This is a genomic window from Streptomyces sp. NPDC052064 (assembly GCF_055585925.1).
Window position 1 is genome coordinate 272,411 of sequence record NZ_JBVJJE010000002.1, and the last position, 22,262, is coordinate 294,672.

The 22,262-nt window shown below is 71.1% G+C and carries 22 protein-coding genes and 1 tRNA gene; 17 read left to right on the forward strand and 6 right to left on the reverse strand.

Going from position 1 to position 22,262, the window contains the following annotated elements; all coding sequences use genetic code 11:
• The first annotated feature begins 27 nt into the window (after positions 1 to 27).
• A complete protein-coding gene (locus ACZ6TU_RS05855) occupies positions 28 to 798 on the forward strand; it encodes an MBL fold metallo-hydrolase (protein WP_469546936.1) in 771 nt (256 codons plus the stop codon).
• Positions 799 to 1,099: 301 nt separating this feature from the next.
• Positions 1,100 to 1,603: a hypothetical protein gene (locus ACZ6TU_RS05860; RefSeq protein ID WP_467674756.1), complete on the forward strand. Its 504-nt coding sequence runs from the start codon at positions 1,100 to 1,102 to the stop codon at positions 1,601 to 1,603.
• A gap of 118 nt (positions 1,604 to 1,721) precedes the next feature.
• Here ACZ6TU_RS05860 and ACZ6TU_RS05865 read toward each other — a convergent pair whose 3' ends face one another.
• The gene (locus tag ACZ6TU_RS05865; RefSeq protein ID WP_467674754.1) at positions 1,722 to 3,179 is read right to left on the reverse strand and encodes an aldehyde dehydrogenase; all 1,458 of its coding nucleotides are present in this window, start codon (positions 3,177 to 3,179) and stop codon (positions 1,722 to 1,724) included.
• Between the two features lie 192 nt (positions 3,180 to 3,371).
• Complete coding sequence (locus tag ACZ6TU_RS05870) at positions 3,372 to 3,926, reverse strand: TetR/AcrR family transcriptional regulator (RefSeq protein ID WP_467674752.1); 555 nt, start codon at positions 3,924 to 3,926, stop codon at positions 3,372 to 3,374.
• A 113-nt stretch (positions 3,927 to 4,039) separates the two neighbouring features.
• Here ACZ6TU_RS05870 and ACZ6TU_RS05875 point away from each other — a divergent pair, with 113 nt between their 5' ends.
• The 3 genes from ACZ6TU_RS05875 (at position 4,040) to ACZ6TU_RS05885 (ending at position 5,541) form a co-directional block, all read left to right on the forward strand.
• On the forward strand, positions 4,040 to 4,690 hold the full coding sequence (locus tag ACZ6TU_RS05875; RefSeq protein WP_467674751.1) for an FMN-dependent NADH-azoreductase: 651 nt from the start codon (positions 4,040 to 4,042) through the stop codon (positions 4,688 to 4,690).
• Positions 4,687 to 5,007 carry a DMT family transporter gene (locus tag ACZ6TU_RS05880; RefSeq protein ID WP_469546941.1) on the forward strand — a complete coding sequence of 107 codons (321 nt, stop codon included), beginning with the start codon at positions 4,687 to 4,689 and terminating at the stop codon, positions 5,005 to 5,007. The genes ACZ6TU_RS05875 and ACZ6TU_RS05880 overlap by 4 nt, the downstream gene beginning before the upstream one ends.
• A 90-nt stretch (positions 5,008 to 5,097) precedes the next feature.
• Positions 5,098 to 5,541, forward strand: coding sequence for a carboxymuconolactone decarboxylase family protein (locus tag ACZ6TU_RS05885; protein WP_469546944.1), 444 nt, complete (start codon positions 5,098 to 5,100; stop codon positions 5,539 to 5,541).
• 230 nt (positions 5,542 to 5,771) lie between these two features.
• Here the strand turns inward: ACZ6TU_RS05885 and ACZ6TU_RS05890 are convergent, their stop codons facing one another.
• The gene (locus ACZ6TU_RS05890) at positions 5,772 to 6,161 is read right to left on the reverse strand and encodes a DUF6223 family protein (RefSeq protein ID WP_469546947.1); all 390 of its coding nucleotides are present in this window, start codon (positions 6,159 to 6,161) and stop codon (positions 5,772 to 5,774) included.
• Positions 6,162 to 6,391: 230 nt separating this feature from the next.
• Here ACZ6TU_RS05890 and ACZ6TU_RS05895 point away from each other — a divergent pair, with 230 nt between their 5' ends.
• A complete protein-coding gene (locus ACZ6TU_RS05895; protein ID WP_469546950.1) occupies positions 6,392 to 7,519 on the forward strand; it encodes a sensor histidine kinase in 1,128 nt (375 codons plus the stop codon).
• Complete coding sequence (locus ACZ6TU_RS05900) at positions 7,516 to 8,178, forward strand: response regulator (RefSeq protein ID WP_467674742.1); 663 nt, start codon at positions 7,516 to 7,518, stop codon at positions 8,176 to 8,178. The genes ACZ6TU_RS05895 and ACZ6TU_RS05900 overlap by 4 nt, the downstream gene beginning before the upstream one ends.
• A gap of 41 nt (positions 8,179 to 8,219) precedes the next feature.
• Here ACZ6TU_RS05900 and ACZ6TU_RS05905 read toward each other — a convergent pair whose 3' ends face one another.
• A complete protein-coding gene (locus tag ACZ6TU_RS05905; RefSeq protein ID WP_469546954.1) occupies positions 8,220 to 9,113 on the reverse strand; it encodes a lysostaphin resistance A-like protein in 894 nt (297 codons plus the stop codon).
• Between the two features lie 487 nt (positions 9,114 to 9,600).
• Between ACZ6TU_RS05905 and ACZ6TU_RS05910 the strand changes: the two genes are divergently transcribed.
• The 9 genes from ACZ6TU_RS05910 (at position 9,601) to ACZ6TU_RS05950 (ending at position 20,238) form a co-directional block, all read left to right on the forward strand.
• Complete coding sequence (locus tag ACZ6TU_RS05910; protein ID WP_469546957.1) at positions 9,601 to 10,239, forward strand: ATP synthase subunit B family protein; 639 nt, start codon at positions 9,601 to 9,603, stop codon at positions 10,237 to 10,239.
• Positions 10,240 to 10,242: 3 nt separating this feature from the next.
• On the forward strand, positions 10,243 to 10,659 hold the full coding sequence (locus tag ACZ6TU_RS05915) for a phage holin family protein (RefSeq protein WP_467674736.1): 417 nt from the start codon (positions 10,243 to 10,245) through the stop codon (positions 10,657 to 10,659).
• On the forward strand, positions 10,635 to 11,312 hold the full coding sequence (locus ACZ6TU_RS05920) for a DUF3618 domain-containing protein (RefSeq protein ID WP_467674734.1): 678 nt from the start codon (positions 10,635 to 10,637) through the stop codon (positions 11,310 to 11,312). The genes ACZ6TU_RS05915 and ACZ6TU_RS05920 overlap by 25 nt, the downstream gene beginning before the upstream one ends.
• Before the next feature lie 447 nt (positions 11,313 to 11,759).
• Positions 11,760 to 13,283, forward strand: a complete 1,524-nt coding sequence (locus tag ACZ6TU_RS05925) for a VCBS repeat-containing protein (protein WP_469546960.1) — start codon at positions 11,760 to 11,762, stop codon at positions 13,281 to 13,283.
• A gap of 65 nt (positions 13,284 to 13,348) precedes the next feature.
• Positions 13,349 to 14,752: an FG-GAP-like repeat-containing protein gene (locus ACZ6TU_RS05930; protein ID WP_467674728.1), complete on the forward strand. Its 1,404-nt coding sequence runs from the start codon at positions 13,349 to 13,351 to the stop codon at positions 14,750 to 14,752.
• Positions 14,753 to 14,787: 35 nt separating this feature from the next.
• Complete coding sequence (locus tag ACZ6TU_RS05935) at positions 14,788 to 16,212, forward strand: hypothetical protein (protein WP_469546963.1); 1,425 nt, start codon at positions 14,788 to 14,790, stop codon at positions 16,210 to 16,212.
• A gap of 23 nt (positions 16,213 to 16,235) precedes the next feature.
• Positions 16,236 to 17,684 carry an FG-GAP-like repeat-containing protein gene (locus ACZ6TU_RS05940; protein WP_469546966.1) on the forward strand — a complete coding sequence of 483 codons (1,449 nt, stop codon included), beginning with the start codon at positions 16,236 to 16,238 and terminating at the stop codon, positions 17,682 to 17,684.
• An 18-nt stretch (positions 17,685 to 17,702) separates the two neighbouring features.
• Positions 17,703 to 19,055 carry an FG-GAP and VCBS repeat-containing protein gene (locus tag ACZ6TU_RS05945; protein ID WP_469546969.1) on the forward strand — a complete coding sequence of 451 codons (1,353 nt, stop codon included), beginning with the start codon at positions 17,703 to 17,705 and terminating at the stop codon, positions 19,053 to 19,055.
• Between the two features lie 169 nt (positions 19,056 to 19,224).
• Complete coding sequence (locus tag ACZ6TU_RS05950; RefSeq protein ID WP_469546972.1) at positions 19,225 to 20,238, forward strand: Yip1 family protein; 1,014 nt, start codon at positions 19,225 to 19,227, stop codon at positions 20,236 to 20,238.
• Between the two features lie 79 nt (positions 20,239 to 20,317).
• On the opposite strand, the gene ACZ6TU_RS05955 is transcribed toward ACZ6TU_RS05950, so the two are convergent.
• The gene (locus ACZ6TU_RS05955) at positions 20,318 to 20,815 is read right to left on the reverse strand and encodes a phosphoribosyltransferase (RefSeq protein WP_467674718.1); all 498 of its coding nucleotides are present in this window, start codon (positions 20,813 to 20,815) and stop codon (positions 20,318 to 20,320) included.
• 11 nt (positions 20,816 to 20,826) lie between these two features.
• On the reverse strand, positions 20,827 to 21,402 hold the full coding sequence (gene dcd, locus ACZ6TU_RS05960) for a dCTP deaminase (protein ID WP_467674716.1): 576 nt from the start codon (positions 21,400 to 21,402) through the stop codon (positions 20,827 to 20,829).
• Positions 21,403 to 21,920: 518 nt separating this feature from the next.
• On the opposite strand from dcd, the gene ACZ6TU_RS05965 reads away from it, so the two are divergent.
• A tRNA-Gly gene (locus ACZ6TU_RS05965) sits at positions 21,921 to 21,994 on the forward strand.
• The last annotated feature ends 268 nt before the right edge of the window (positions 21,995 to 22,262 follow it).

Below are 22,262 nucleotides of genomic sequence, written 5' to 3' on the forward strand. Positions count from 1 at the left end.
GTGGATCAAGCGTTCTAGACTTCGCGGATGGCCAGCGAGCTCCTCCGTCTTACGGTTCTGGGTTGTGCGACGCCATACCCGAGTGTGGACAACCCTTGTTCCGGCTACCTGGTGTCCGGCGGGGGCGCCCGGGTGTGGGTGGATGCGGGCAGCGGGACGCTGGCTCAGCTCCAACGACACGTCGGGCTGGGCGAGTTGGATGCGATCTGGATCTCGCATCTGCACGCCGATCACAGCGCAGACCTCCTCACCGCCTACTACGGCGCGCTCTACGCCGACATCCAGCTCGCGGCTCCGATCCCCTTGTACGGCCCGCCGGGCATCGCCGACCGGCTGGCTCACTTCCTCACCAACACCGCCACCCGCAGCCCGATCGAATCGGCCTTCGCCGTCGAGGAACTGCACGACGGACATCAGGTGCGGGTCGGCGCGCTCACGCTGACCAGCCGAGCGGTGGCGCACGGCATGCCCGCTTTCGCCCTGCGGGTCGAGGCCACGGGCCGGTCGCTGGTGTACTCCGGGGACACGGCCCCCTGCCCTGGCCTGACGAGTCTGGCCGAGGGGTGCGATGTGCTGCTGTGCGAGGCCGAGAGCGCCCAGGCCCCGAGTGCGGGGGAACAGGTCCACCACACACCGGAGGACGCCGGTGACACCGCCCGTGCGGCCCAGGCGGGACGGTTGATCGTCACGCACGTCGGACGATTCCTCACCCCGCGACAGGCAGTGGCACGTGCCTCGACCCGGTTCGACGGTCCCATCGACTGCGCCGCACCCGGTGTCACCTTCCCAGTGGGCTGACCCGCCACGACCTCGGGGCGTTCGACGAGGCGACCGTTTCCGAAGCGGGCTCCGGCGCGGACCAAAGCGACGAGATGGGGGTACGCCTTTCGCGTCCGACCCGAGGCCGGTCCACAGGTTGCAGGCCGTAGGCGCGGTCGCGATGTGCTCGCTCGCCGGACGGTCGGACGACCCAGCTCGTCCGGCGACCGAGCCCTCCTCAGGTCCACCCTCAGCGGGTGCGCCCTCATCCGCAGGGCGGATTACGGTCCGCCGTCGAGGACGAAGCGTGGCCGCCGTGTCGAGGGCCAGCATGTACGTCATGACGACAGCGACCGCCCCTCCCCCTGCCTCCGCGCCTGCGCCTGTCTGGGCTCGCCGCGCCGCCCACGCCATCGCTCTGTGCGCCGTCCCGTCCGGCCTGTGGCGCATCGCCATGGCATCCGGTGTCTATGTGGGCTACAGCGACCAAGTGCTGGGCGACGTCTTCGACATCCCAGGCTGGGGCATCGCATACGTCGTCGGCCTCTCCGTCCTCACTGAGCTGGCCGCTCTGTTTCCGCTGCTGCTCGTCAGCGACCGGTGGAGGCCGCTGCACCCCAGGGTCCTCGCCCCGCTGGCCTGGAGCGCCTCGGGCGTCCTGGTCCTGGTGGCACTGTGGCAACTCGTGGTCGCTTTCACCGTCGAGAGCCAGACGTACATGTCGAGCGGTACGGCACAGACCGTCTGGGGGTTCGCTTTCGCCCCGCTGTTCGCCATCCCGGCCCTGATGACCGCGGTGACCTGGTCGTACGCAAAGCGGCACCGGGCACGGGGACAGGCATAGCCCCTACCACGTGCTTGACATCGGCTGACCCTGTGCCACCGCTTCCCGGCCCGACAAGCGTGGCCGATGGGGCGGCAGAGCGGTCCAGGCCGCGACCTGACCGCCGGACCTTTCCCGGTCACAGCACTGGATCGCCCGGCAAATTGATCGTCTTGTACTCCAGGAACGAGCTGAGGCCCTCGGGCCCGAACTCGCGGCCGATCCCGGATTCCTTGTATCCGCCGAAGGGGGCGGCGAACTCGATGCGGTACCCGTTCAGAGTCAGGGTCCCCGTGCGCACCTGGCGAGCGATGCGCATGGCCCGGTCCAGGTCGTTGGTCCAGACGCTTCCCGACAGGCCGTACTTCGAGTCGTTGGCGATACGGACCGCGTCGTTGTCGTCGTCGAACGGGATCACGACGAGCACAGGGCCAAAGATCTCCTCCTGCGCGATGCGCATGGAGCTGTCGACGTCCGCGAAGATCGTCGGTTCGACGTACCAGCCCTTCGTCTGGCTCGCGGGCCGGCCGCCGCCGACCGTGATCGTCGCGCCGTCCTTCCGCCCGCCGGCGATGTAGTCCTCGACCCGCCGCCGCTGGCGCTCGGCCACCAGGGGGCCGACCTCGGTCGAGGGGTCATCCGGATCGCCGACCCGCAGCGCAGCAGCTGACTGCGAGATCGCGTCCACGACCTGCCGGTAGCGGCTGCGATGAGCGAGGATCCGGGTCTGCGCCAGGCAGTGCTGGCCGGACATCATGATCGCGTACGGCATAAGGGCGGGCACCACGCTGTCGATGTCGGCGTCCTCGAGGATGATGGCGGGCGACTTCCCGCCGCACTCGAGGGTGACGCGCTTGAACTGCTCACCGCACAGCGCGCCGACCCGCCGCCCTACGGCGGAGCTGCCCGTGAAGCTGATCTTGTCTACCAGCGGGTGCCGCACGAGCGCCTCACTGTTCTCGCGGTCGGCGGGCACGACGTTGAGGACTCCCGGGGGCAGACCGGCCTCCATGGCAGCGTCGGCGAGCAGGTACGCGTCCAGCGGGGTCTCCGGCGCGGGCTTCAGCACGACGGTGCAGCCGGCGATCAGGGCGGGAGCGAGATTCACCATCGTCAGGATGAGCGGCGCGTTCCACGGCACGATCTGCCCTACGACGCCCACAGGTTCCCGAAGGATCCGCGCCGGACCGCTGAGACCTGCTCGATCCTGCTCGAAGGGGAACGTCGCGGCAAGTTCCCTGTAGTAGTCCAGGACCATCACGGGAACCGGTGCCTGGAGTTGGTTCGAGAAGCTGATCGGTGAGCCCATCTCTGTGGTGATGAGCTGTGCGATCTCGGGGACACGTGCGCGCAGGTACTCGGCGAACGGACCCAGCGCGTCCGCGCGCTCCTGTGGAGACATGCGGGGCCAGGGGCCGTCGTCGAAGGCGGTGCGCGCCGCGCGTACCGCTCGGTCGATATCGGCAGGCGTCGATGAGGGAGCGGTACCGACGCGCTCCTCCGTGACCGGAGAGATGACCTCGATCACGTCTTCCGAGGCAGGCGTGGCCATCTCCCCGCCGATGAACAGCCGATCCCGCACTGTGCGGCTGGTCATGGCCGCTCCTTTCGCCGTGCCAAGACGCGCCCACGTGGATGGCCGTCGGCGTGCGAGGCCAAGCCGTCACCGCGTGATGATGCCTTCAGCCGACCACGTCCGGGCCTCGGCCGCGCGTGGGCTTCCACCAGACGGAGGACCGATGCCCTGGCGACCCGCGAGCAACAACCCGGCGAACTCCCGGTCACGGCACTAGCGGTCCAGGACGCGGGCGAGTTCGGTGAGCGCGGCGGTCAGGCGGGCGGTCGAGACTCCGCGCTCGCGCTGGTAGGCGAAGACGTCGGGCGCCAGCGGGGCCAGCAGGGTGTCGGCCAGGGCGTCCGGGTCGGCCACGCCGGCCATGCGGAGGAGGGCCAGGACGTGGGCGCGCCAGAAGCCGTAGGCACCGGTGGCGTACCGCCTGGCGCCGGTCTCGGCGCCGAGCGCCAGGTGGACGTGCTGGTCGAGGAGTTCGGCCATGGCCGTGTAGAAGGCGGCCAGCCGTTCGTGCGGCGGCGCCCCGGGGCCCAGGGGCGGCGGGCCCTGGAGCAACTCGTGTTGCAGGGCCTTTTCGTGTTCGTCCAGCAGCGCGGTGGCGATGGAGGCGACATCCGGGTACCGCCGGTACAGCGTCCCCCGGCCTACGCCGGCGGCCCGGGCGATGTCCTCCATCGTGACGGTGCGCGGGTCCTTCGCGGCGAACAACTCGGCCGCTGCGGCGAGCACTTTTTCCCGGTTGCGAGCGGCATCGGCACGTTCCTTGGTCACGGGGTCAGCCTAGAGCCTCCTCCGGAATAAGTGGACGGCTCGTCCATTTGCTACTCTTCGACCGTGCAACCGGACACCATGTCCGCTTCGCCTGACCCCTGGGAGGCACCCTCATGAGCTCCACCCTGCTGCACCTGGACGCGAGCGCGCGCCGCCGTTCCTTCAGCCGTGAACTCGGCGACGCTGTCGCCGACGCCTGGCGAACGGCCCATCCGGACGGCACCTACCTCCACCGCGACCTCGCGCACGATCCCGTCCCCCACATCGACGAGGCGTGGACCGAACTGTGCGACTACGTTCTGGAACACCAGATCACCGCCCCCCACCGGTACCGGGAGGCGGTCCGCACTCCGGCCCAGGCCGAGACCTGGGCCGTCGTCGAGCCCTTGCTGGCCGAACTCGTCGCCGCGGACGTGGTGTTAATGGCCACGCCGATGTACAACTTCTCGATACCCGCCTCGCTCAAGGCCTGGATCGACCGGGTGACGTTCCCGAAGATGTCCCTGGCTCCTCGGCGTTTCGTCGTGGCTCATGCCCGCGGCGGCGCGTACGGGCCGGGCACGCCACGACACGCGTACGACCACCAGGAGCGCTATTTGCGCGACTTCTTCCGCGGGCACTATGCCGTCGACGACGTCACCTTCGTCGGCACCGAACTGGTCAACTCCCTCCTCGATCCTGCCCTGGCGGCACGCCGCGCTCAGCACGACGACTCCCGGGCAGCCGCCCTCGCCGCTGCCCGGACGCTGGGAGGCACTCTGTGAGCTGGCTGTTACTGCTGGCCGCCGGCGCCGTGGAGGTGGCCTGGTCGCAGAGCATCAAGCCCACGGCAGGCTTCACCCGGCCGCTGCCCACCCTGATCTGCTTCTGCCTCGCCGCCGTCGCCGTCTACCTGCTGTCGCTGGCGATGAGGGGCCTGCCGGTGGGCACGGCATACGCGGTGTTCACCGGAATCGGCGCGATCGGCGCCATCACGCTCGGCATCACGGTCCACAAGGACCCGGTGAGCGCCGGCCGGGTCGCCGCACTGGCGCTCATCATCGCCGGAGTCGTACTCGCGCGGGTCACATCCACCGAGTAGGGACCCGCGGAAACGAGGAGACGGGCCGGGGCGGTATTGCGGCCGTTTCCCCATTCATTCAGGAACGAGAGGATAGAAATGCAACCTCGCATGGCGAACGTGTACAAGGTCGCCGGACGTGGGTATCAGGCCCTGTCCGCGATGGAAGATTTCCTCCACGACAGTCCTGCCCCGAACGACGTCCTGGAACTGGTCAGATTGCGTGTCAGTCAGATCAACGGCTGCTCGGTGTGCGTCGACTTGCACTCACACCGGGCCAGTGACGCGGGCGAGACCAACGAACGACTGTGGTCGGTCGCCGCGTGGCGGGACACTCCGTTCTTCACCGACCGTGAACGCGCCGCGCTGGCGCTCGCCGAGGCGGTCACGCGGATAACGGACAACCCCGAGGGCGTACCTGATGACGTATGGGACACCGCCACCCGCCACTTCCCCCCGGAAGCGCTCGCCGCCCTCCTGATGGCCATTGCGTCGGTGAACGCCTGGAATCGCGTGAACGTTGCCACCGGCCTGGTAGCCGGCTCCTTCCGGTGAGGACCTGAGACCCACCGCAGAACCACACAGGGAAGAGGGGCGCCCACGTCGGCGGGCGCCCCCTCGATCGATACGGGCGCGTGCCTCCAGCGTCTTGACGGTGAGCCGCTCGACATCCGCGTCGGTGATGTTCCGCGGGACACCGGGCCGGGGTTCGCCCGGGCGGAGACCGGAGCAGGCCCTGCCGGGGACCGGGCCGCGCACGGGCACCCACGGCGGCAACGGCGCAGTCAGCCGATCAGTCGGCCAGTCGGCAGGTCGGTGCGGCGGGAGCGGGCCCGGGCCCGGCCCCCGAGGACTACGCCGATCAGCCCTAGCACGAGGGCAAAGACGGATCCGACCACCCCGTTGCCGGTGCCGGGACCACCATCGGCGACGGCCAGCGCCACTCCGGCGATGGCCATGCCGGTCAGCCCGACCGCCATGGCCACGATGGCACCGGTTCGCCCGTTGCCGGTGCCGATACGTCCTGTGGCGCGGGCCAGCGCCAGCGCGCCGATGGCCACACTGACCAGCGCCACCAGATCAGCCGCGATGGACGGGCCCCGCCCTTGGACGCTGTACCCCTCGGCGGCGGTCACGAGCTGGATCGACATCGTCAGGGCTTCTGGGGAGTTCATGTCGCTCTCCTCTTTCAGGCGTTTCGCTTCCGAGGTTCGGACGGATCCCGATCGTGCCTGCCGACGCCGCCGCCGGTCGTCCCGCAGGCGCAGGCACTTCGCGCTGCCGCCGATGCCGCAGGCGCCTGCTGCGGATGCGGCAGGAGCCGCGCGGATACCGCGGGCGCGGTAGCCGGCCGCTCGTCCGCGAGCGGGACTCGCCCGCGGCGACACCTGGCTAAGGTGCGCGCATGGACAAAGGACGGTTCGGCGTCCCGGCCGGTGTCAGGGACTGGACGATCGCCCTCGGCCTGGCGGCCCTGCTGCTGGGCACCGGGCTGTCCGGGGGGCGCCCCGACGGGGCCCCCGACGTGTTCGGCTACGTGCTGCTGGCGGCCGGCGGCCTCGCGCTGGCCGCGCGCCGCCGCGCTCCGCTGGCCGTCCTGGCCGTCACCGCGCTGTGCGCGGTGGGTTACCAGGCAGCCGGATTCGACATGCTCGCCGTCTCGTACCTGGTCGCGGTGTACGGCGCGGTGCGGGCCGGGCACCGCGCTCTCACGGTGGCGGCGTCCGTGACCCTGCTGGTTGTTCTTCACCTCACCGCGCTGGTCTTCCACGACGGGCCTGCGGGCGAGGCGTTGGCGCAGGCCCGGCACGTCCTTGAGATCGCTTGGCTGATCGCCGCGTTTGCCGCCGGGGAGGCGCTGCGCCAGGCCGAACGGCGGGCGGACGAAGCCGAACGCACCCGGGAGGAGACCGCGCGCCGCCGCGCGGATGAGGAACGGCTGCACATCGCCCGGGAACTGCACGATTCGCTCACCCACCAGATCTCGATCATCAAGGTGCAGGCGGAAGTCGCCGTCCACGTGGCCCGCAGGCGGGGGGAACGGGTGTCCGAGGCCCTGTTGGCGATCCAGGAGGCCGGACGTGAGGCGACCCGGGAACTGCGCGCCACCCTGGAGGCGCTGCGCGATGACGACACCACCCCGCCCCGCGGGCTCGACCACATACCGGAGCTGGTGGAACAGGCAAGCAGGGCCGGCCTCGAAGCGACGCTGACGATCGAGGGACAGCGACCCGACCTGCCGGCCGCGGTGGGCCGGACCGCCTACCGGATCGTTCAGGAGTCGCTGACCAACATCGCCCGGCACGCCTCCGCCGCGACCGCGTCGGTCCGCATCGACTACCGGACCGACTCACTCGTCGTCCAGGTCGATGACGACGGCAAGGCCACGCCGGACACCGGGCCGACGCCCGGCCTGGGGCTGCTCGGCATGCGGGAACGCGTCACCGCCCTCGGCGGCCTGCTGCGGGCTCAGCCGCGCAGCGAGCACGGCTTCACCGTCCAGGCCGAACTCCCCGTGGACCACACCTCATGATCCGTGTCCTGCTCGTCGACGACCAGCCGCTCATTCGCAGCGGGTTCCGTGCACTCCTCGACCTCGAGGACGACATCGAGGTGGTGGCCGAGGCCGCCGACGGCGCGGAGGGTCTGGCCCTCGCCAAGCAGCACCTGCCCGACATCGCGCTGATCGACATCCAGATGCCGGTCGTCGACGGCATCGAGGCCACCCGGCGCATCGCCGCGGACCCGGCCCTGGCCCAGGTGCACGTCGTCATCCTCACCAACTACGGCATGGACGAGTACGTCCTCGACGCGCTGCGCGCCGGCGCCGCCGGATTCCTCGTCAAGGACATCGTGCCGGACGACCTCGTGCACGCCGTACGCGTCGCCGCCCGCGGCGACGCCCTGCTCGCCCCCTCCCTCACCCGCAGGCTGATCAACCGGTACGTCACCCAGCCGCTCCCCACCGTCGCCGACACCGGGCTGGACGAGCTGACCGGCCGCGAACGCGAGGCCGTCGCCCTGGTCGCGCGGGGCCTGTCCAACGACCAGATCGCCGACCGCATGGTGATCAGCCCGCTGACCGCGAAGACCCACATCAACCGCGCGATGACCAAACTCCACGCCCGCGACCGCGCCCAACTCGTCGTGTTCGCCTACGAGTCCGGCCTGGTGATTCCGCGGAGCTCCTGACATCCGTGTCGTCTGCTCGGAGGCCGGACGGCCCATCGAGGCTACGGCCACGGCGAAGGTGGAACATCTCCACGACCGGGCATGGCCTGGAACGTCGTAGCGCCCTGCGGTTGCAGATGCGGCACGGGCGATGAGGCGGGCCCGGTCATCGGCGGTGAGAGGCGCTGTGGATGGTGACGCCGGGCGAGCCACAGCACGAGTGCGGCGTAGAGCAGGGTCGTCGCCATGTCCACGAGGGCGAGTTGCCAGGGTGAGTCGGCAGCGGTCTCGTCGGACGACAGCCCGTCGACGACCGCGGCCGCGACGCCGAAGGCCAGCAGGTTGTTCAGGACGTGCAGGGCGACGGCCGCCTCCAGGCCGCCGGTACGGATGGTCAGCCACCCGGCGACCAGACCGAAGACCAGCAGGCCCATGAATCCCCACGTGGTGCCCCAGCCGTGGGCGGCGGCGAACAACACGGCCTGCGGGAGCACCGCGAACCACGGAGAACGGACGAAAGTGCCGACCGCCTGCGTCAGCCAGCCCCGGAAGACGTACTCCTCTGCCGCGGCCTGCACCGGAACGAAGGCGGCCAACACGACCAGCGAGGTGAGGAACGATCGCCAACCCACCCATACGACGGACTCCCCCGAGTCGCTTCCGCTGTCGGGCAGGAGGAAGGCGGACCCCACCAGCACGGCCACAGGGAGCACCGCGGCGAGCAGACACCGGACCAGCCAGCGCCACCGCAGCCGTCCGTCGACCGACGACAGGGTGCCGGGCGGTCGCCGCCCTGGCCACCAGACGGCCAGCAGAATCGAGGGCAGGGCGATCGCGATGTACGTCAGGTCGAGGGCGGTGTTGACGAGTGGGCCGAAGTCGAAGCCGCCGTCCGGCAGTTCACGCAGTCCGGCCGCTGCCCCGAAGCCGTAGGAGAGGGCGAGCAGCAAGGCCATGAGTACGACACAGGCACCAAGAAACAGCAGAGTGCCGAGCACTGGCCGCCACCAGCGGTGTCGGCCAGTGCAGTGGCCCATGCGGTGGTAAGGGAGGCCGGTGGGATGCGGTGGTAACGGGATTGTCATGATCAGTAGCCTCCCAGGCGGGGGCCGTCATCGCCGCAGATTTGCAGCCCCCGTAAGGCCCCGCCCATGAACTGGGAGAATGGCCAGGCCCGCCGTTTCGAGCAGGTGCGAGCGGCCGACTGAGCCAGGCACGAGATCGTCAGTGCCCACAACCATGGCTTCGAACGCACGATCGGCTTCCGAGGTGCCCAGCTCTGCAGAGCAGCTGCATCCCCGGACCTGTCGGGGCCCGTCACTCCCCGCCTGCTTCACAGTCAATCTCGATAAATCGGTCTTTACGTGTGTGAATAGGGACGAAATAGTCACTCGCTTACATAGCGACCCGCAAGTGAAGTGATCTTGTGAGGAGGAGTGGCTGATGAGCGAGGCAGCGCAGGGCGGCACGACGAGGTTGCGGCAGACCGGGGAGACGGCCGGAGCGGAGGTGTCGGCCACCACCGATCAGGCCAGGCAGGCCGCCGGAGAGGTCACGGGTACCGCCGTGGACCAGGCCAAGGCCGTGGCGGGCGAGGCCCGGCAGCAGGCCGGCGCGGTCGCGCAGGACCTGCGGGGCCGTGCGATGCACGAGGTCGAGGAGCAGACCAGGCGCGCGGCCGGCTCGCTGCGTCAGTGGGCGGACGACCTGGCCGGGCTGGCGGAGAACGCCCAGAGCGGCTCCCCTGCCCGTAGCCTCGCGGCTCAGGCGGCCGACGGCGGGCACCGGGCGGCCGACTATCTGGACGAACAGGGAGTCGAAGGCGTCCTCACCGATGTGCAGGAGTTCGCCCGCCGGCGCCCCGGCATGTTCCTGGGCGGCGCGCTGCTGGCCGGGCTGGCCGTCGGACGGCTGGTGAAGGCGGCGGGGAAGTCCGACGGGTCCCCTGAGCGCACACAGCAGCCTGAGGCGCCGGCCGAGGGGCAACCCACGGCGCTGCCGTCCGGTCCCCCACCGGAGATGCAGCCGTCCGTCGGCATGCCCCCGGGCGGAACGTCGGCGCGTCCGTACCCGGAGGTGTGAGAGATGGCCTCGATCCAGTCCCGCCGAGTTGAGGCGCCCGGCGGGGACACCTCGGTGGGCGAGCTGCTGTCCGCCGTGACCTCCGATGTCCAGACCCTGTTCCGGCAGGAGGTCGAACTGGCCAAGACCGAGGTCAAGCAGGAGGCGACGAAAGCGGGCAAGGCGGCAGGCATGTACGGCGGCGCGGGGTTCGCCGGCTACATGGTTCTGCTGTTCCTGTCACTGGCCGCAGTGCTGGGCCTGGCCAACGTGATGGACGGCGGCTGGGCCGCCCTGATCGTCACCGCGGTGTGGGCCGTGGTCGCGGCGGTGCTGTACGCACGGGGCCGTGCCCGGATGCGCACCGTGGCACCGAAGCCCGGGCAGACAGTCGAGACGCTGAAGGAGAATGCGCAATGGGCACGTCACCCGACCAGATGAGGGCCGAGATCACCGCCACGCGGGACCGCTTGTCCGCCGACATGGACCGGCTCGCGGACCGGACCAGCCCCCGGCGTATAGCCCGTCGCCGCACTCGCAGGATGCGAGGCACCGCCTCGGGCCTGCGGGAACGGGTCATGGGATCCGCCTCACAGACCGCCCAGGGCGTCACCGGCAGCGCGCAGTCGATGGCCGGATCGCTGCAGGAGGGCACCCGGCAGGCAGCCGACACCGCGCGTGAGGCGTCCGGCCAGGCCGGTGAAGCCGTACGGCAGGCTCCGGAACAGGCGATACGCCGGACCCAGGGCAACCCGCTGGCTGCCGGTCTGATCGCCTTCGGCGTCGGCATGCTGGCGGCCTCGATGCTGCCCGTCTCCCAGGCGGAGGAGGAGAGGGCCACCGACCTGATGCAACGCGGCGGCGAGGCGCTGGAACCGGTGAAGCAGGCCGCCCAGGATTCCGCACAGAACCTGAAGGAGGGGGCCAAGGAGGTCGCCCAGGGTGCGGCGCAGGAGGTGAAGGACACCGCCGCAGAGGCCGCCCGTACCACACAGGAGGAGGCCCGCGGCCAGGCCGGCCAGGTAGCCGAGCAGGCACGCGACTCCGGGCAGCAGGTCGCCGGCGAAACCCGGCAGCGACCAGGCCCCGGCTGAGAACCGTGCAGGCCCCTCGTGCCCCGGACCACGACCGGTCCGGGGCACGGCCGTGCTCCGGGGCCGGCCGGCCCAGCCGGCACAAGCGCTCGGCAGCTCCTGCACGACCCGGGGGGTGCGCCCGTACGGCTGGAGCTGCTCGTCGGGGACGACCGTAAGGCCGCGGTGGACGTGCGGTACCGCCCGGTGCCGGCCGGTGCCGCCGAGTGACTCGGCCCCCTCCTCGCCGAGTGGCTCGAACCTCACCTCGCCGAGTGGCTCGACCCCCGCCTCTCAGCGGCCTCGGAAATTAACCGAACTCACGTACAACCCTTACGCCCCCGCACCGGTCTCCTGATCGCCGACCACCATGAACGCCCGGACAACTCCCGGCGAACACGGACAGTCCGGCCCTCCATCGACTGTGGATGTCCGCCAGGCATCCCCGCATGCAGCAGGAGACCTCGCATGCATCAGCACGAGTGCCCCTCCGGGCGCCCGCACGCGCACCCGTTCCGTCGCCCCCGCCTGCGCCTCGCCCTGGCGACCGCCGCCGCGGCCGCCCTCACCGGCACGCTGCTCACGGCCACGGCCGGAACGGCGACGGCCGCGGACCCGACGCGGGCCCCACAGGCCGACTTCGACAACGACGGCATCGGCGACGTGGCGTTCTCCGCGTCCGGCGCGTACGTGAGCGGGAAGCAGGACGCCGGTCAGCTCGTCGTCCTGTACGGCACGAAGACCGGGGTGTCCTCCGCGAAGCGATCCGCGATCAGCCAGAACACCACCGGCAACCCGGGCACGGCCGAGAGCGGTGACGTGTTCGGCGCCGACAGCGCCTACGCCGACTTCAACGGCGACGGCTACGACGACCTCGCCGTCTCCTCCCCGCTGGAGGACGTCGGCAGCGACAAGGACGGCGGCGGTGTCGCGGTCCTGTGGGGATCGGCGCAGGGCATCACCGGCAAGGGCGTCTCCATCGCGGACGCGGCCCCCACCCAGCACGACCGGTGGGGCAGGAACCTCGCAGCCGGCGACTTCGACGGCGACGGCAAGGCGGACCTGGCCGTCGGCAACACCTCCAACGTCGTCTACGTCTACAAGGGCGGCATCAGCGCCTCCGGCACCGCGGTCAAGGGCCGGTACAGCGTCAAGGCGCCGGTCCAGGCGTCGGGTGACGGGTCCGGCCCGCTCAACCTCACCGCGGGCGACGTCAACGGCGACCGCCGCACCGACCTGGTCGTCGACGGCTTCGAGACCGCCACCGGCCAGTACTGGAACGCCAACTACCTCCTCCTCGGCACCGGTTCCGGGCTGTCCGCCGCAGACGCCCGGCCGCTGAAGGCCGGTGTCATCACCGGCATCGGCGACATCAACGGCGACGGCTACGGCGACATCGTCACCGGCATGCACTGGAACCGGGCCGACGACGGGGTGACCTTCCCCGAGGCCTCCGACGGCGGCAAGGTGTGGATCACCTACGGCGCCCCGGACGGTGTCGGCTCCACCACCGGCATCACCCAGAACACCGGCAACGTCCCCGGCAGCTCGGAGCGGAACGACTACTTCGGCTACGAGCTGGACCTGGGCGACGTCAACGGCGACGGCTACCAGGACCTCGTGGTCGGCGTCGCGGGCGAGGACATCGGGTCGGTCGCGGACGCCGGCCAGCTCGTGGTGCTGTACGGCTCGGCCTCGGGCATCAACACCTCCTCCGGCACCCAGTCCTTCGCGCAGAGCACCGCGGGCGTCCCCGGCTCGGACGAGAAGGGCGACTTCCTCGGCACCGACGTCAAGCTCGACGACGTCACCGGCGACGGCCGGGCCGACCTGCTGGCCGGCTCGCACGAGAACGACGGCAACGGCGCGGTCCTGTACCTGCCGTCCAGCGGCACGAAGATCACCGCCACGGGTTCGCGCACCGTCTCCCCCAGCACCTCGGGCGTCTCGACGACGGGCTATCCGAACTTCGGCGCCAACTTCGCCGACTGAGCCATCCGCACCCCCCGGGACCGGGCCTTCCAGGTCCCGGCCCCTTCCCCATCCGGAGCCCCCTCTTGCGCAAGCGCACCCTCCTCCTGGCCGCCACGCTCACCACCGGCCTGCTCACCATCACCCCGGCCGCCGCCGCGCCCTCGGGCCTCGCCGGGGACTTCAACGGCGACGGGTACCGGGACGTCGCGGCCGGCGCCCCCTGCTCCAACGTCGGCTCGGCCTCCTGCGCCGGCGCGGTCGTCGTGCTGTACGGCTCGGCGTCCGGTGTGTCGGCCGCCCGCAAGGCCGTCATCACCCAGAATTCCGCGGGCGTGCCCGGCACCGCCGAGTCGGGCGACGTGTTCGGCGCCGCCCTGGCCACCGGCGACCTCGACAGGGACGGGTACTCCGACCTTGTCGTCGGCGCCGCCGGCGAGAGCATCGGCGACCGGGACGGCATCGGCTCCGGCACGATCCTGTGGGGCGGCAAGTCGGGCCTGACCAGCGGCAAGGGCCTGCCGCAGCCGTCGACGCTCTCCGAGTACGGCAACTTCTCCCGGGGCATCGCCACCGGCGACTTCGACGGCGACGGCGACACGGACGTCACGCTCACCGGCCAGAGCCACACCCGCATCTACAACGGCCCCTTCACCCGCACCGGCGGCCCGCTGAACCACCTCCGCGTCGGCGAGGTCGGCACCACGTTCGAGGTGTTCGCGGGCGACCTCACCGGCGACGGCGCGGCCGAGCGCGTCTACCCGTTCAACGTGGACGGCGACACCGGCGGCCAGATCGACTACTTCCGCTGGACCGGCTCGACGTACAAGATGGCCGATCTGCCGGACGCCGACGGCTACCCCGGTTCGATCGGCGACATCAACCGCGACGGCTACGGCGACCTCGTCCTCGGTGACTACGCGGACCCGTACGACCTCAAGCCCGGCGGTCACAAGGGCGGCCAGATCACCGTCTGGTACGGCGGCCCGAACGGCCCCGACCCGGCGCAGCAGCCGACCGTCGTCCACCAGGACACCGCGGGCGTGCCCGGCGCGGGCGAGACCGACGACAGCTTCGGCAGCGCGGTGAGCACCGGCGACATCAACGGCGACGGGTACGCCGACGTCGTGGTCTCCGCCCCGGGCGAGGACATCGGCTCGGCGAAGGACGCGGGCTCGGTGACCGTGCTGTTCGGCTCCGCCTCCGGCCTGAAGACCAGCAGCGGCGTGAAGTCGTACACCCAGAACACTGCCGGTGTGCCCGGCTCGGCCGAGTCCTGGGACCGGTTCGGTTCCGCGGTCGACCTGACCGACGTGACGAAGGACGGCAAGGCGGACCTGGTCGTCGGCGTCGACGGCGAGAACTCCACGGGCGGCCTGTGGACCCTGCGCGGCTCCGCCTCCGGCCTGACCACGAGCGGGGCCCAGGGGATCACCACCACCGCCGTCTCCCTCAAGGACGGCAACCTCGGTTCCGTCGTAGCCCAGTGACGCCCCGTCAAACCTCCAGTGAGGCACGTACAGCCATGCGCACCCGTATCACCGCCGCCGCCCTCGCGGCGGCCCTGACCTCGCTCGCCCTCACCCTCTCCGCCCCCGCCGCGCACGCCGCTGCGCCCGCCGCCCCCTACGACTTCAACGGCGACGGCCGCACCGACCTCGCGATCGGCGCGCCGGGCGCCACCGTCGCCGGGCAGGCGAGGGCCGGTGCCGTGTCGGTGGTCTACGGCAGCACCAGCGGGCCGAAGAGCTCCAGGCGCACGCTCCTGACCCAGAACACGGCCGGAATGCCCGGTGCCGCCGAGACCGACGACGCCTTCGGCTCCGCCCTCGCCTCCGCCGACCTGAACACCGACGGGTACGCCGACCTGCTGATCGGCACGCCCGGCGAGGACGGGAGCGACAGCAACGACGGCACGGTCACCATCGTCTGGGGCGCGGAGTCCGGTCTGTCCGGCGCCCGTTCGCTGTTCAGCTTCTTCAGCACCGACTACGACCGGTACGGCCAGGCCCTGGCCGCGGGCGACTTCGACGGCGACGGGGACGTGGACGTCGCGGTCGGCTCCACCGGCCCGATCACCCTCTCCCTCGTGGCGGGCCCGATCACCAGGACGAGCGCGTCCAACGGCGGTTCGGGCTCGCGCAACGACTGGTGGTCCTCCTCGACCGGCGTCACGCACCTCTCCTCCGGCGACGTCACCGGCGACGGCCGGCCCCGGGTGGTCCTGCACGGCCGTGCCGTGAGCACCGGCGCCGCGACCACCGCCCTGGCCGACCTGAAGATCGGCAACTACGTCGACTGGCTGGAGAAACTGCCCGCCGGGTTCGTCTCCTCCGTCGGGGACATCGACGGCGACGGCCACGACGACATCGCCGTGGGCAACGACCGGGAGACGTCCGCCGACCCGGAGGGCGCCCTCGGCGGCCAGGTCACCGTCGTCTACGGCGGACCCGGCGGGCGCGACAAGAACCGCGCCCCGCTCGTCCTCACCCAGGACACCGCCGGTGTGCCCGGCGCCTCCGAGAAGGGCGACCGCTTCGGCAGCGGCGTCTCGCTCGGCGACGTCAACGGCGACGGGTTCGCGGACCTGGCGATCGGCGCCGCGGGCGAGAACTCCGCCGCCGGTGCCGTCACCGTGCTGTTCGGCTCGGCGTCCGGCCTGACCACCAGGGGCGCGACGTCTTACACCCAGAACACCGCGGGTGTGCCCGGGAGTTCGGAGAAGGGCGACCGCTTCGGCGCCCGCGTGACCCTCACCGACCACACCGGCGACCGTCGCGCCGACCTGTCCGTCTCCGCACCGGGCGAGAACGCCGGCGACGGCGCGGTCTGGTCCCTGCGCTCCACCGCCACCGGCCCGACGGCCACCGGCTCCGTCAGCTTCGGCCCGGGCACGACCGGCGTCTCCACGGCCGGCACGCCGGGCTACGGCACCGCACTCAACTCCTGATCACGACACCTAGGACTCCACCGATGCGCAAGCGCACCCTCCTCCTGGCCACGGCCCTCACCACCGGCCTGCTCACCGCCCTGCCCGCGACGGCGGCCACCGCCGCCCCCGCCACCGGCCCGAAGGCCGACTTCAACGGCGACGGCTACGGCGACGTCGCCTTCGCCGCCCCGTACGCCAAGGTCGACGGCAAGGGCATGGCCGGCTATGTCGCCGTCGTCTACGGCGGCGCCACCGGCCTCGACCCGGCCAAGCGGACCGTCGTCAGCCAGAACACCGCCGGGGTGCCCGGTGCCGCCGAGGCCGAGGACACCTTCGGCGACGCGCTCGCCGTGGCCGACCTCAACGGCGACGGCTACACCGACCTCGCGGTCGGCTCCTCCGGCGAGGACGTCGGCACCGACACCGACGGCGGCTCCGTCACCGTGCTGTGGGGCTCGGCGAGCGGCCTGAAGAACGGCACCACGGTCAAGGACCCGGCGGTCTCCGGACACGACCACTGGGGCCGGCTGCTGACCGCGGGCGACTTCGACGGCGACGGCAAGAAGGACCTGGCCGTCGGCACCGGCTCGTCCCACGTCTACGTGATCCGCGGCGGCTTCACCACGACCGGCACCACCGGCACCGCGAAGCGCGTCAACACGCCCGAGACGGCGTACAGCGTCGACGCCATGAAGGCGGGCGACACCAACGGCGACAGCCGGTCGGACCTGGTCCTCACCTACCGCGTCCGCCTCGACTCGGACGAGTCGGGCAGCTGGTCCAAGGGCGTCGCCTACCTCGGCACCCCCACCGGCCCGGACACCTCGGTCCCCCGTCCCCTGAACGGCGGCACCTCCCTCGCCCTCGGCGACATCGACGGCGACGGCTACGACGAGATCGCGCTCGGCAACGTCTTCACGAAGGAGGACGACCACAGCGGCTCCCTCGGCGGCCAGGTCGTCGTGATCCGCGGCTCCGAAGGCGGCCCGGTCAACGGCGACGCCCCCATGGCCGAGCTGACCCAGGCCTCCACCGGCGTCCCCGGCGTCGACGAGGCGAACGACGGCTTCGGCAGCTCGGTGTCCATCGGCGACGCGAACGGCGACGGCTACGGCGACCTCGCCATCGGCGTCGTCTTCGAGGACGTCGGCACCCTCGAGGACGCCGGTTCCACGGTCCTGATGAACGGCTCGGCCTCGGGTGTCTCGCGCACCGGCGGCCGCACCCTGACCCAGGCCACCGCCGGCGTCCCGGGCACCGCCGAGGCCATGGACTACTTCGGCTCGGACGTCCTGCTGGCCGACGTCACCAAGGACGGCCGCGCCGAGTTCACCGTCAGCGCCGGCTTCGAGGACGAGGGCATCGGCTCCGTCACGGCCCTGCGCGGCTCGGCCACCGGCCCCGTCACCGACGGCGCCCGCTCCTTCGGCCCGGGCAGCCTCGGCCAGACCCGCTCCTACGGCGCCTTCGGCACCGGCCTCATCGGCTGACGAACCAGGGAGACTCCCATGCGCAGATCCACCACGACCGCCCTGGTCGCCGCCCTGCTGGCGACCGGCGTCACCCCCGTGTTCCTCACCGGCCCCGCCTCCGCGGCGGTGGCCAAGCACTACGACGACTTCAACGGCGACGGCCGCCGCGACCTCGCCTACGGCGGCTACAACGACGTCGACCGCAAGGGCGGCACCGTGACCGTCGTGTACGGCACGGCCACCGGCCTCGACACCGCCCACCCGAAGTACCTCCACCAGGACAGCGCCGGCGTCCCCGGGGCCGGGGAGGAGGACGACCAGTTCGGCGCGTCCCTCGCGAGCGCCGACCTCAACAAGGACGGCTACGCGGACCTCGTCGTCAGCAACCCCTTCGAGCACGTGGGCAGCGCCGACTACCGCGGCACGGTCACCGTCCTGTGGGGTTCGAAGTCCGGCCTGTCCGGTGGCACCAACCTCACGCCCGTCGGCGGAGCGGTCGGCCACTTCGGCCGCGACATCGCCACCGGCGACTTCACCGGCGACGGCTCGCCCGACCTGGCCGTGATCGGTGGGGAGGAGGCGTGGCTCTACCGGGGTCCGTTCACCAAGTCGGGCACGACCGGGAAGGTCAGCAAGATCGACAAGGAGTCCGGCGGCTGGTACTCCTCCGCTCTCGCGGCCGGAAAGGTCGACGGGGACGGCAGGACGGACCTGGTGGTGATCGGCACGGAGATCACCGGCAGCGACATCCGCGAGCGCGCCTGGTTCCTGAAGGGCACGTCCTCCGGCCTCGCCTCGGGCGCGTCCAGGACCCTCAGCGACCGGCAGGAGGGCCTCTACCCGAGCCCGGTCATCGGCGACTTCGACAAGAACGGCTACGGCGACATCGCCCTCGGCGTGCCCGACAAGGACAACGGCAGGGGCGCGGTCACGATCTGGCGCGGTACGTCGTCCGGCCCGGGCACGTCGACCACCTTCACCCAGGCCACCTCCGGCGTCTCCGGCAGCCCGGAGGCGGGCGACGACTTCGGATACGCCATCTCGGCCGCCGACACCAACGGCGACGGCTACGCGGACCTCGCGGTCGGCGTGCCGCACGAGGACGTCGAGGGCCTGGAGGACCAGGGCGGTGTCCACGTCTTCCGCGGCGGCTCCGGCGGCCTCAGCGGCGCCCGCTCCTCGTGGATCGCCCAGACGGTGCTGGGCCCGGCCGACTCCCACGCCGCCTTCGGCTACACGCTCCGCCTGCGCGACCTGACCGCCGACGGACGGGCGGACCTGGCCGTGGGCGCGGCGAGCGGTGCGCTGCTGATGCGGGGGACGGGAACGGCGCCGACGAAGACCGGCGCGATCGTCCTGCCGGAGCTCGGCGGGGCGCTTCCCGACTGACGCGCCCGAAGCGGGCCGGGTGGGTCGGGGCGGTGGAGTGGATACACCCTGGAGGACGGCGAGAACCACCGTTCCTTCTGAGCTGACGCCGCCGCGAAGGGTCACGACGATGCCCGTACGGCGGAACCCTGACCGCCCACGGACGCCCAAGGCCCTTACCCCTTAAGGGATGTCACAGCTCGGCCGCAAAGCCGGGCCCGGAAGCCCGGGCCCGGCACGCCACCGCTCGGGACCAGGTACGTTCGAAGACGTGGCTGGATTCAGGATCGGACGCGGCCGGAACAACGGCGCTCCTCAGACGCGACCGCAAAACCCTCCGTACGGGCAGCAGACGCCGCAGGGACCGTCGTACGGCTACCCGCCGGCGCCGCAGCCGTACCCGCAGCAGCCGCCGTACGGCAACGGCGGCGGCCCCACTTGGCCGCAGCCGAACGCCGGGCGGTCCGGCGGCGGCTACGGCGACCAGGGCGAGCCGGAGTACTTCGGCGACGGCGCGTACCCGCCCGGCCCCCAGGGCCCGCCCGACCCGTACGCGGCGAACAACCCGGGCCACACCCAGGCCTTCGCGGTCGGCGAGGACCCCTACAACCAGGGCGACACCTACCGCGCCGGCGCGGCCGCCCCGCCGCCCGGTCCGGTCGGCCCGCGCCTGCACTGGAAGGCCCTGCTGAGGGGGATCGTCCTCGCCCCCAAGCAGACCTTCCTCCAGATGCGGGACTACACGATGTGGGGCCCGGCCCTCATCGTCACGTTCCTCTACGGCCTGCTCGCCGTCTTCGGCTTCGACGGCGCCCGCAAGGATGCGATAAACGCCACACTCGCGAACGCGATCCCCATCGTCCTGACGACGGCGGTCGCGATGGTGCTCAGCGCGTTCATCCTGGGCGTGGTCACCCACACCCTGGCCCGTCAGCTCGGCGGCGACGGCGCCTGGCAGCCCACGGTCGGCCTGTCCATGCTGATCATGTCCATCACGGACGCACCCCGCCTGGTCTTCGCGATGTTCGCCGGCGGCGACGCGACGTTCGTGCAGCTGCTGGGCTGGGCCACCTGGATCGCGGGCGGCGCGCTGCTGACCCTCATGGTCAGCCGCTCCCACGACCTGCCCTGGCCGAAGGCGCTGGGCGCGTCGGCGATCCAGCTGATCGCGCTGCTGTCGATCGTGAAGCTGGGCACGGTCTGAGGCTCCGCACGGCACGAGAAAGGGGCTCCCCGGCAGGGGGCCCCTTTCTTCACGCGCAGCTCAGGTCTTCACGTGCAGCTCAGGCGTCGAGCACCTGGTCGGCCCGCCGCACCACGGGCGGCTCCACGGACCACGGGAAGTTGATCCACTCATCGGTCCGCTTCCACACGTACTCGCACTTCACCAGCGACTGTGACTTCTCGTAGACGACGGCGGTACGCACCTCGGCGACGGTGTCGAGGCAGAAGTCACGGACCAGCTTGAGCGTCTTGCCGGTGTCGGCGACGTCGTCGGTGATCAGCACCTTCTTCTCGGAGAAGTCGATCACGTTGGGGACGGGAGCGAGCATGACGGGCATCTCGAGGGTCGTCCCCACGCCCGTGTAGAACTCCACGTTCACGAGATGGATGTTCTTGCAGTCGAGGGCGTAGGCGAGCCCGCCGGCCACGAAGACACCGCCGCGGGCGATGCTGAGCACTATGTCGGGCTCGTATCCGTCGTCGGCGATGGTCTGCGCGAGTTCGCGCACGGCGACGCCGAACTGCTCGTAGGTCAGGTTCTCCCGGATGTCACTCATGCTCTGGCCGCTCACACCCGGGTCCGATGGAAGTTGAGGAAGGACCGGGAGGCGGTCGGCCCCCGCTGTCCCTGGTACCGCGACCCGTACCGCTCGCTCCCGTACGGGAAGTCGGCGGGCGAGCTGAGCCGGAACATGCACAGCTGCCCGATCTTCATCCCCGGCCACAGTTTGATGGGCAGGGTGGCGAGGTTGGACAGCTCAAGGGTCACGTGCCCGCTGAACCCGGGATCGATGAAGCCGGCCGTCGAATGCGTGACCAGCCCGAGGCGCCCCAGCGAACTCTTCCCCTCCAGCCGGGAGGCGAGATCGTCGGGCAGCGAGATGACCTCGTACGTACTGGCGAGGACGAACTCCCCGGGATGCAGGATGAACGGCTCGTCCCCCTCCGGCTCGACGAGCCGGGTCAGATCGGCCTGCTCGATGGAGGGGTCGATGTGCGGGTACCGGTGGTTCTCGAACACCCGGAAATAGCGGTCGAGGCGCACGTCGATGCTCGACGGCTGCACCATCGCGTCGTCATAGGGATCGATCCGTACCCGCCCGGCATCGATCTCGGCCCGGATGTCCTTGTCTGAGAGAAGCACGCCCCGAGGATACGCAAGGCGCGCGGAGCGACCACAACCGGACGACTCCGCGCGCCTGCCTGCGTGCTTCTGGCGGCCGTGCCGCTACCGCTTCTGGTAGCTCACGGGCACGACGCTCCGGAGCCGCGCACATCGCGGACACCGAAGCAGCCGGCCAGGGCCGAGCCGCTCGGCCTGCTGCATCGGGAACGAAGCGGTGGTGAACACGTGCCCATCCGCACAGCGGACGACGGTGCGCTCCATCAAGTCCAAGAGTCCCTTCCCCAAGAGCCGCGTCGGGCTACTGCTTGCCTGACGACAAAAGCCACAGTACGGGATCAAAGGGACGGCCCTACAGGCGGCACTCCGGTCCCGTCCGGGCCCTCGCCCGCGCCTCCACCGTACGCCCCAACTCCGGTCACCCGCAGCCTCATCCCACCCCCCGAAAAAGCCCTCAGGCCTCGCGGCTTGAACACCGGAGGCCTGGCATGAGGTAGAGTGGGCGAGCATTCGGACACCGACTCAGGTCGGCGTCTTACGCGGGTGTAGTTTAATGGTAGAACATCAGCTTCCCAAGCTGAGAGCGCGAGTTCGATTCTCGTCACCCGCTCCATGGAGAAGGCCCAGGTCAGTGACCCGGGCCTTTTTGCTGTCCGCTGTGATCACTAGCCGTGTGCCAGATTCGTGTCAGAACGGTGATCGTCGGGGTCACCGGTGCCTTCATCCGGCACGGCCGCCACTTCCGGCTGCCTTCGCGTACGTCCACGTCGAACCGGCGGCGACTCCCCGTTGTCGGTCGCCGTCGGCGTGCCCGGAATCAGTGCCTGTTGCTCCTGAGTCTGTCACCGCATCCGGCTCGGCCCGCCGCACAGGTCCTGCGT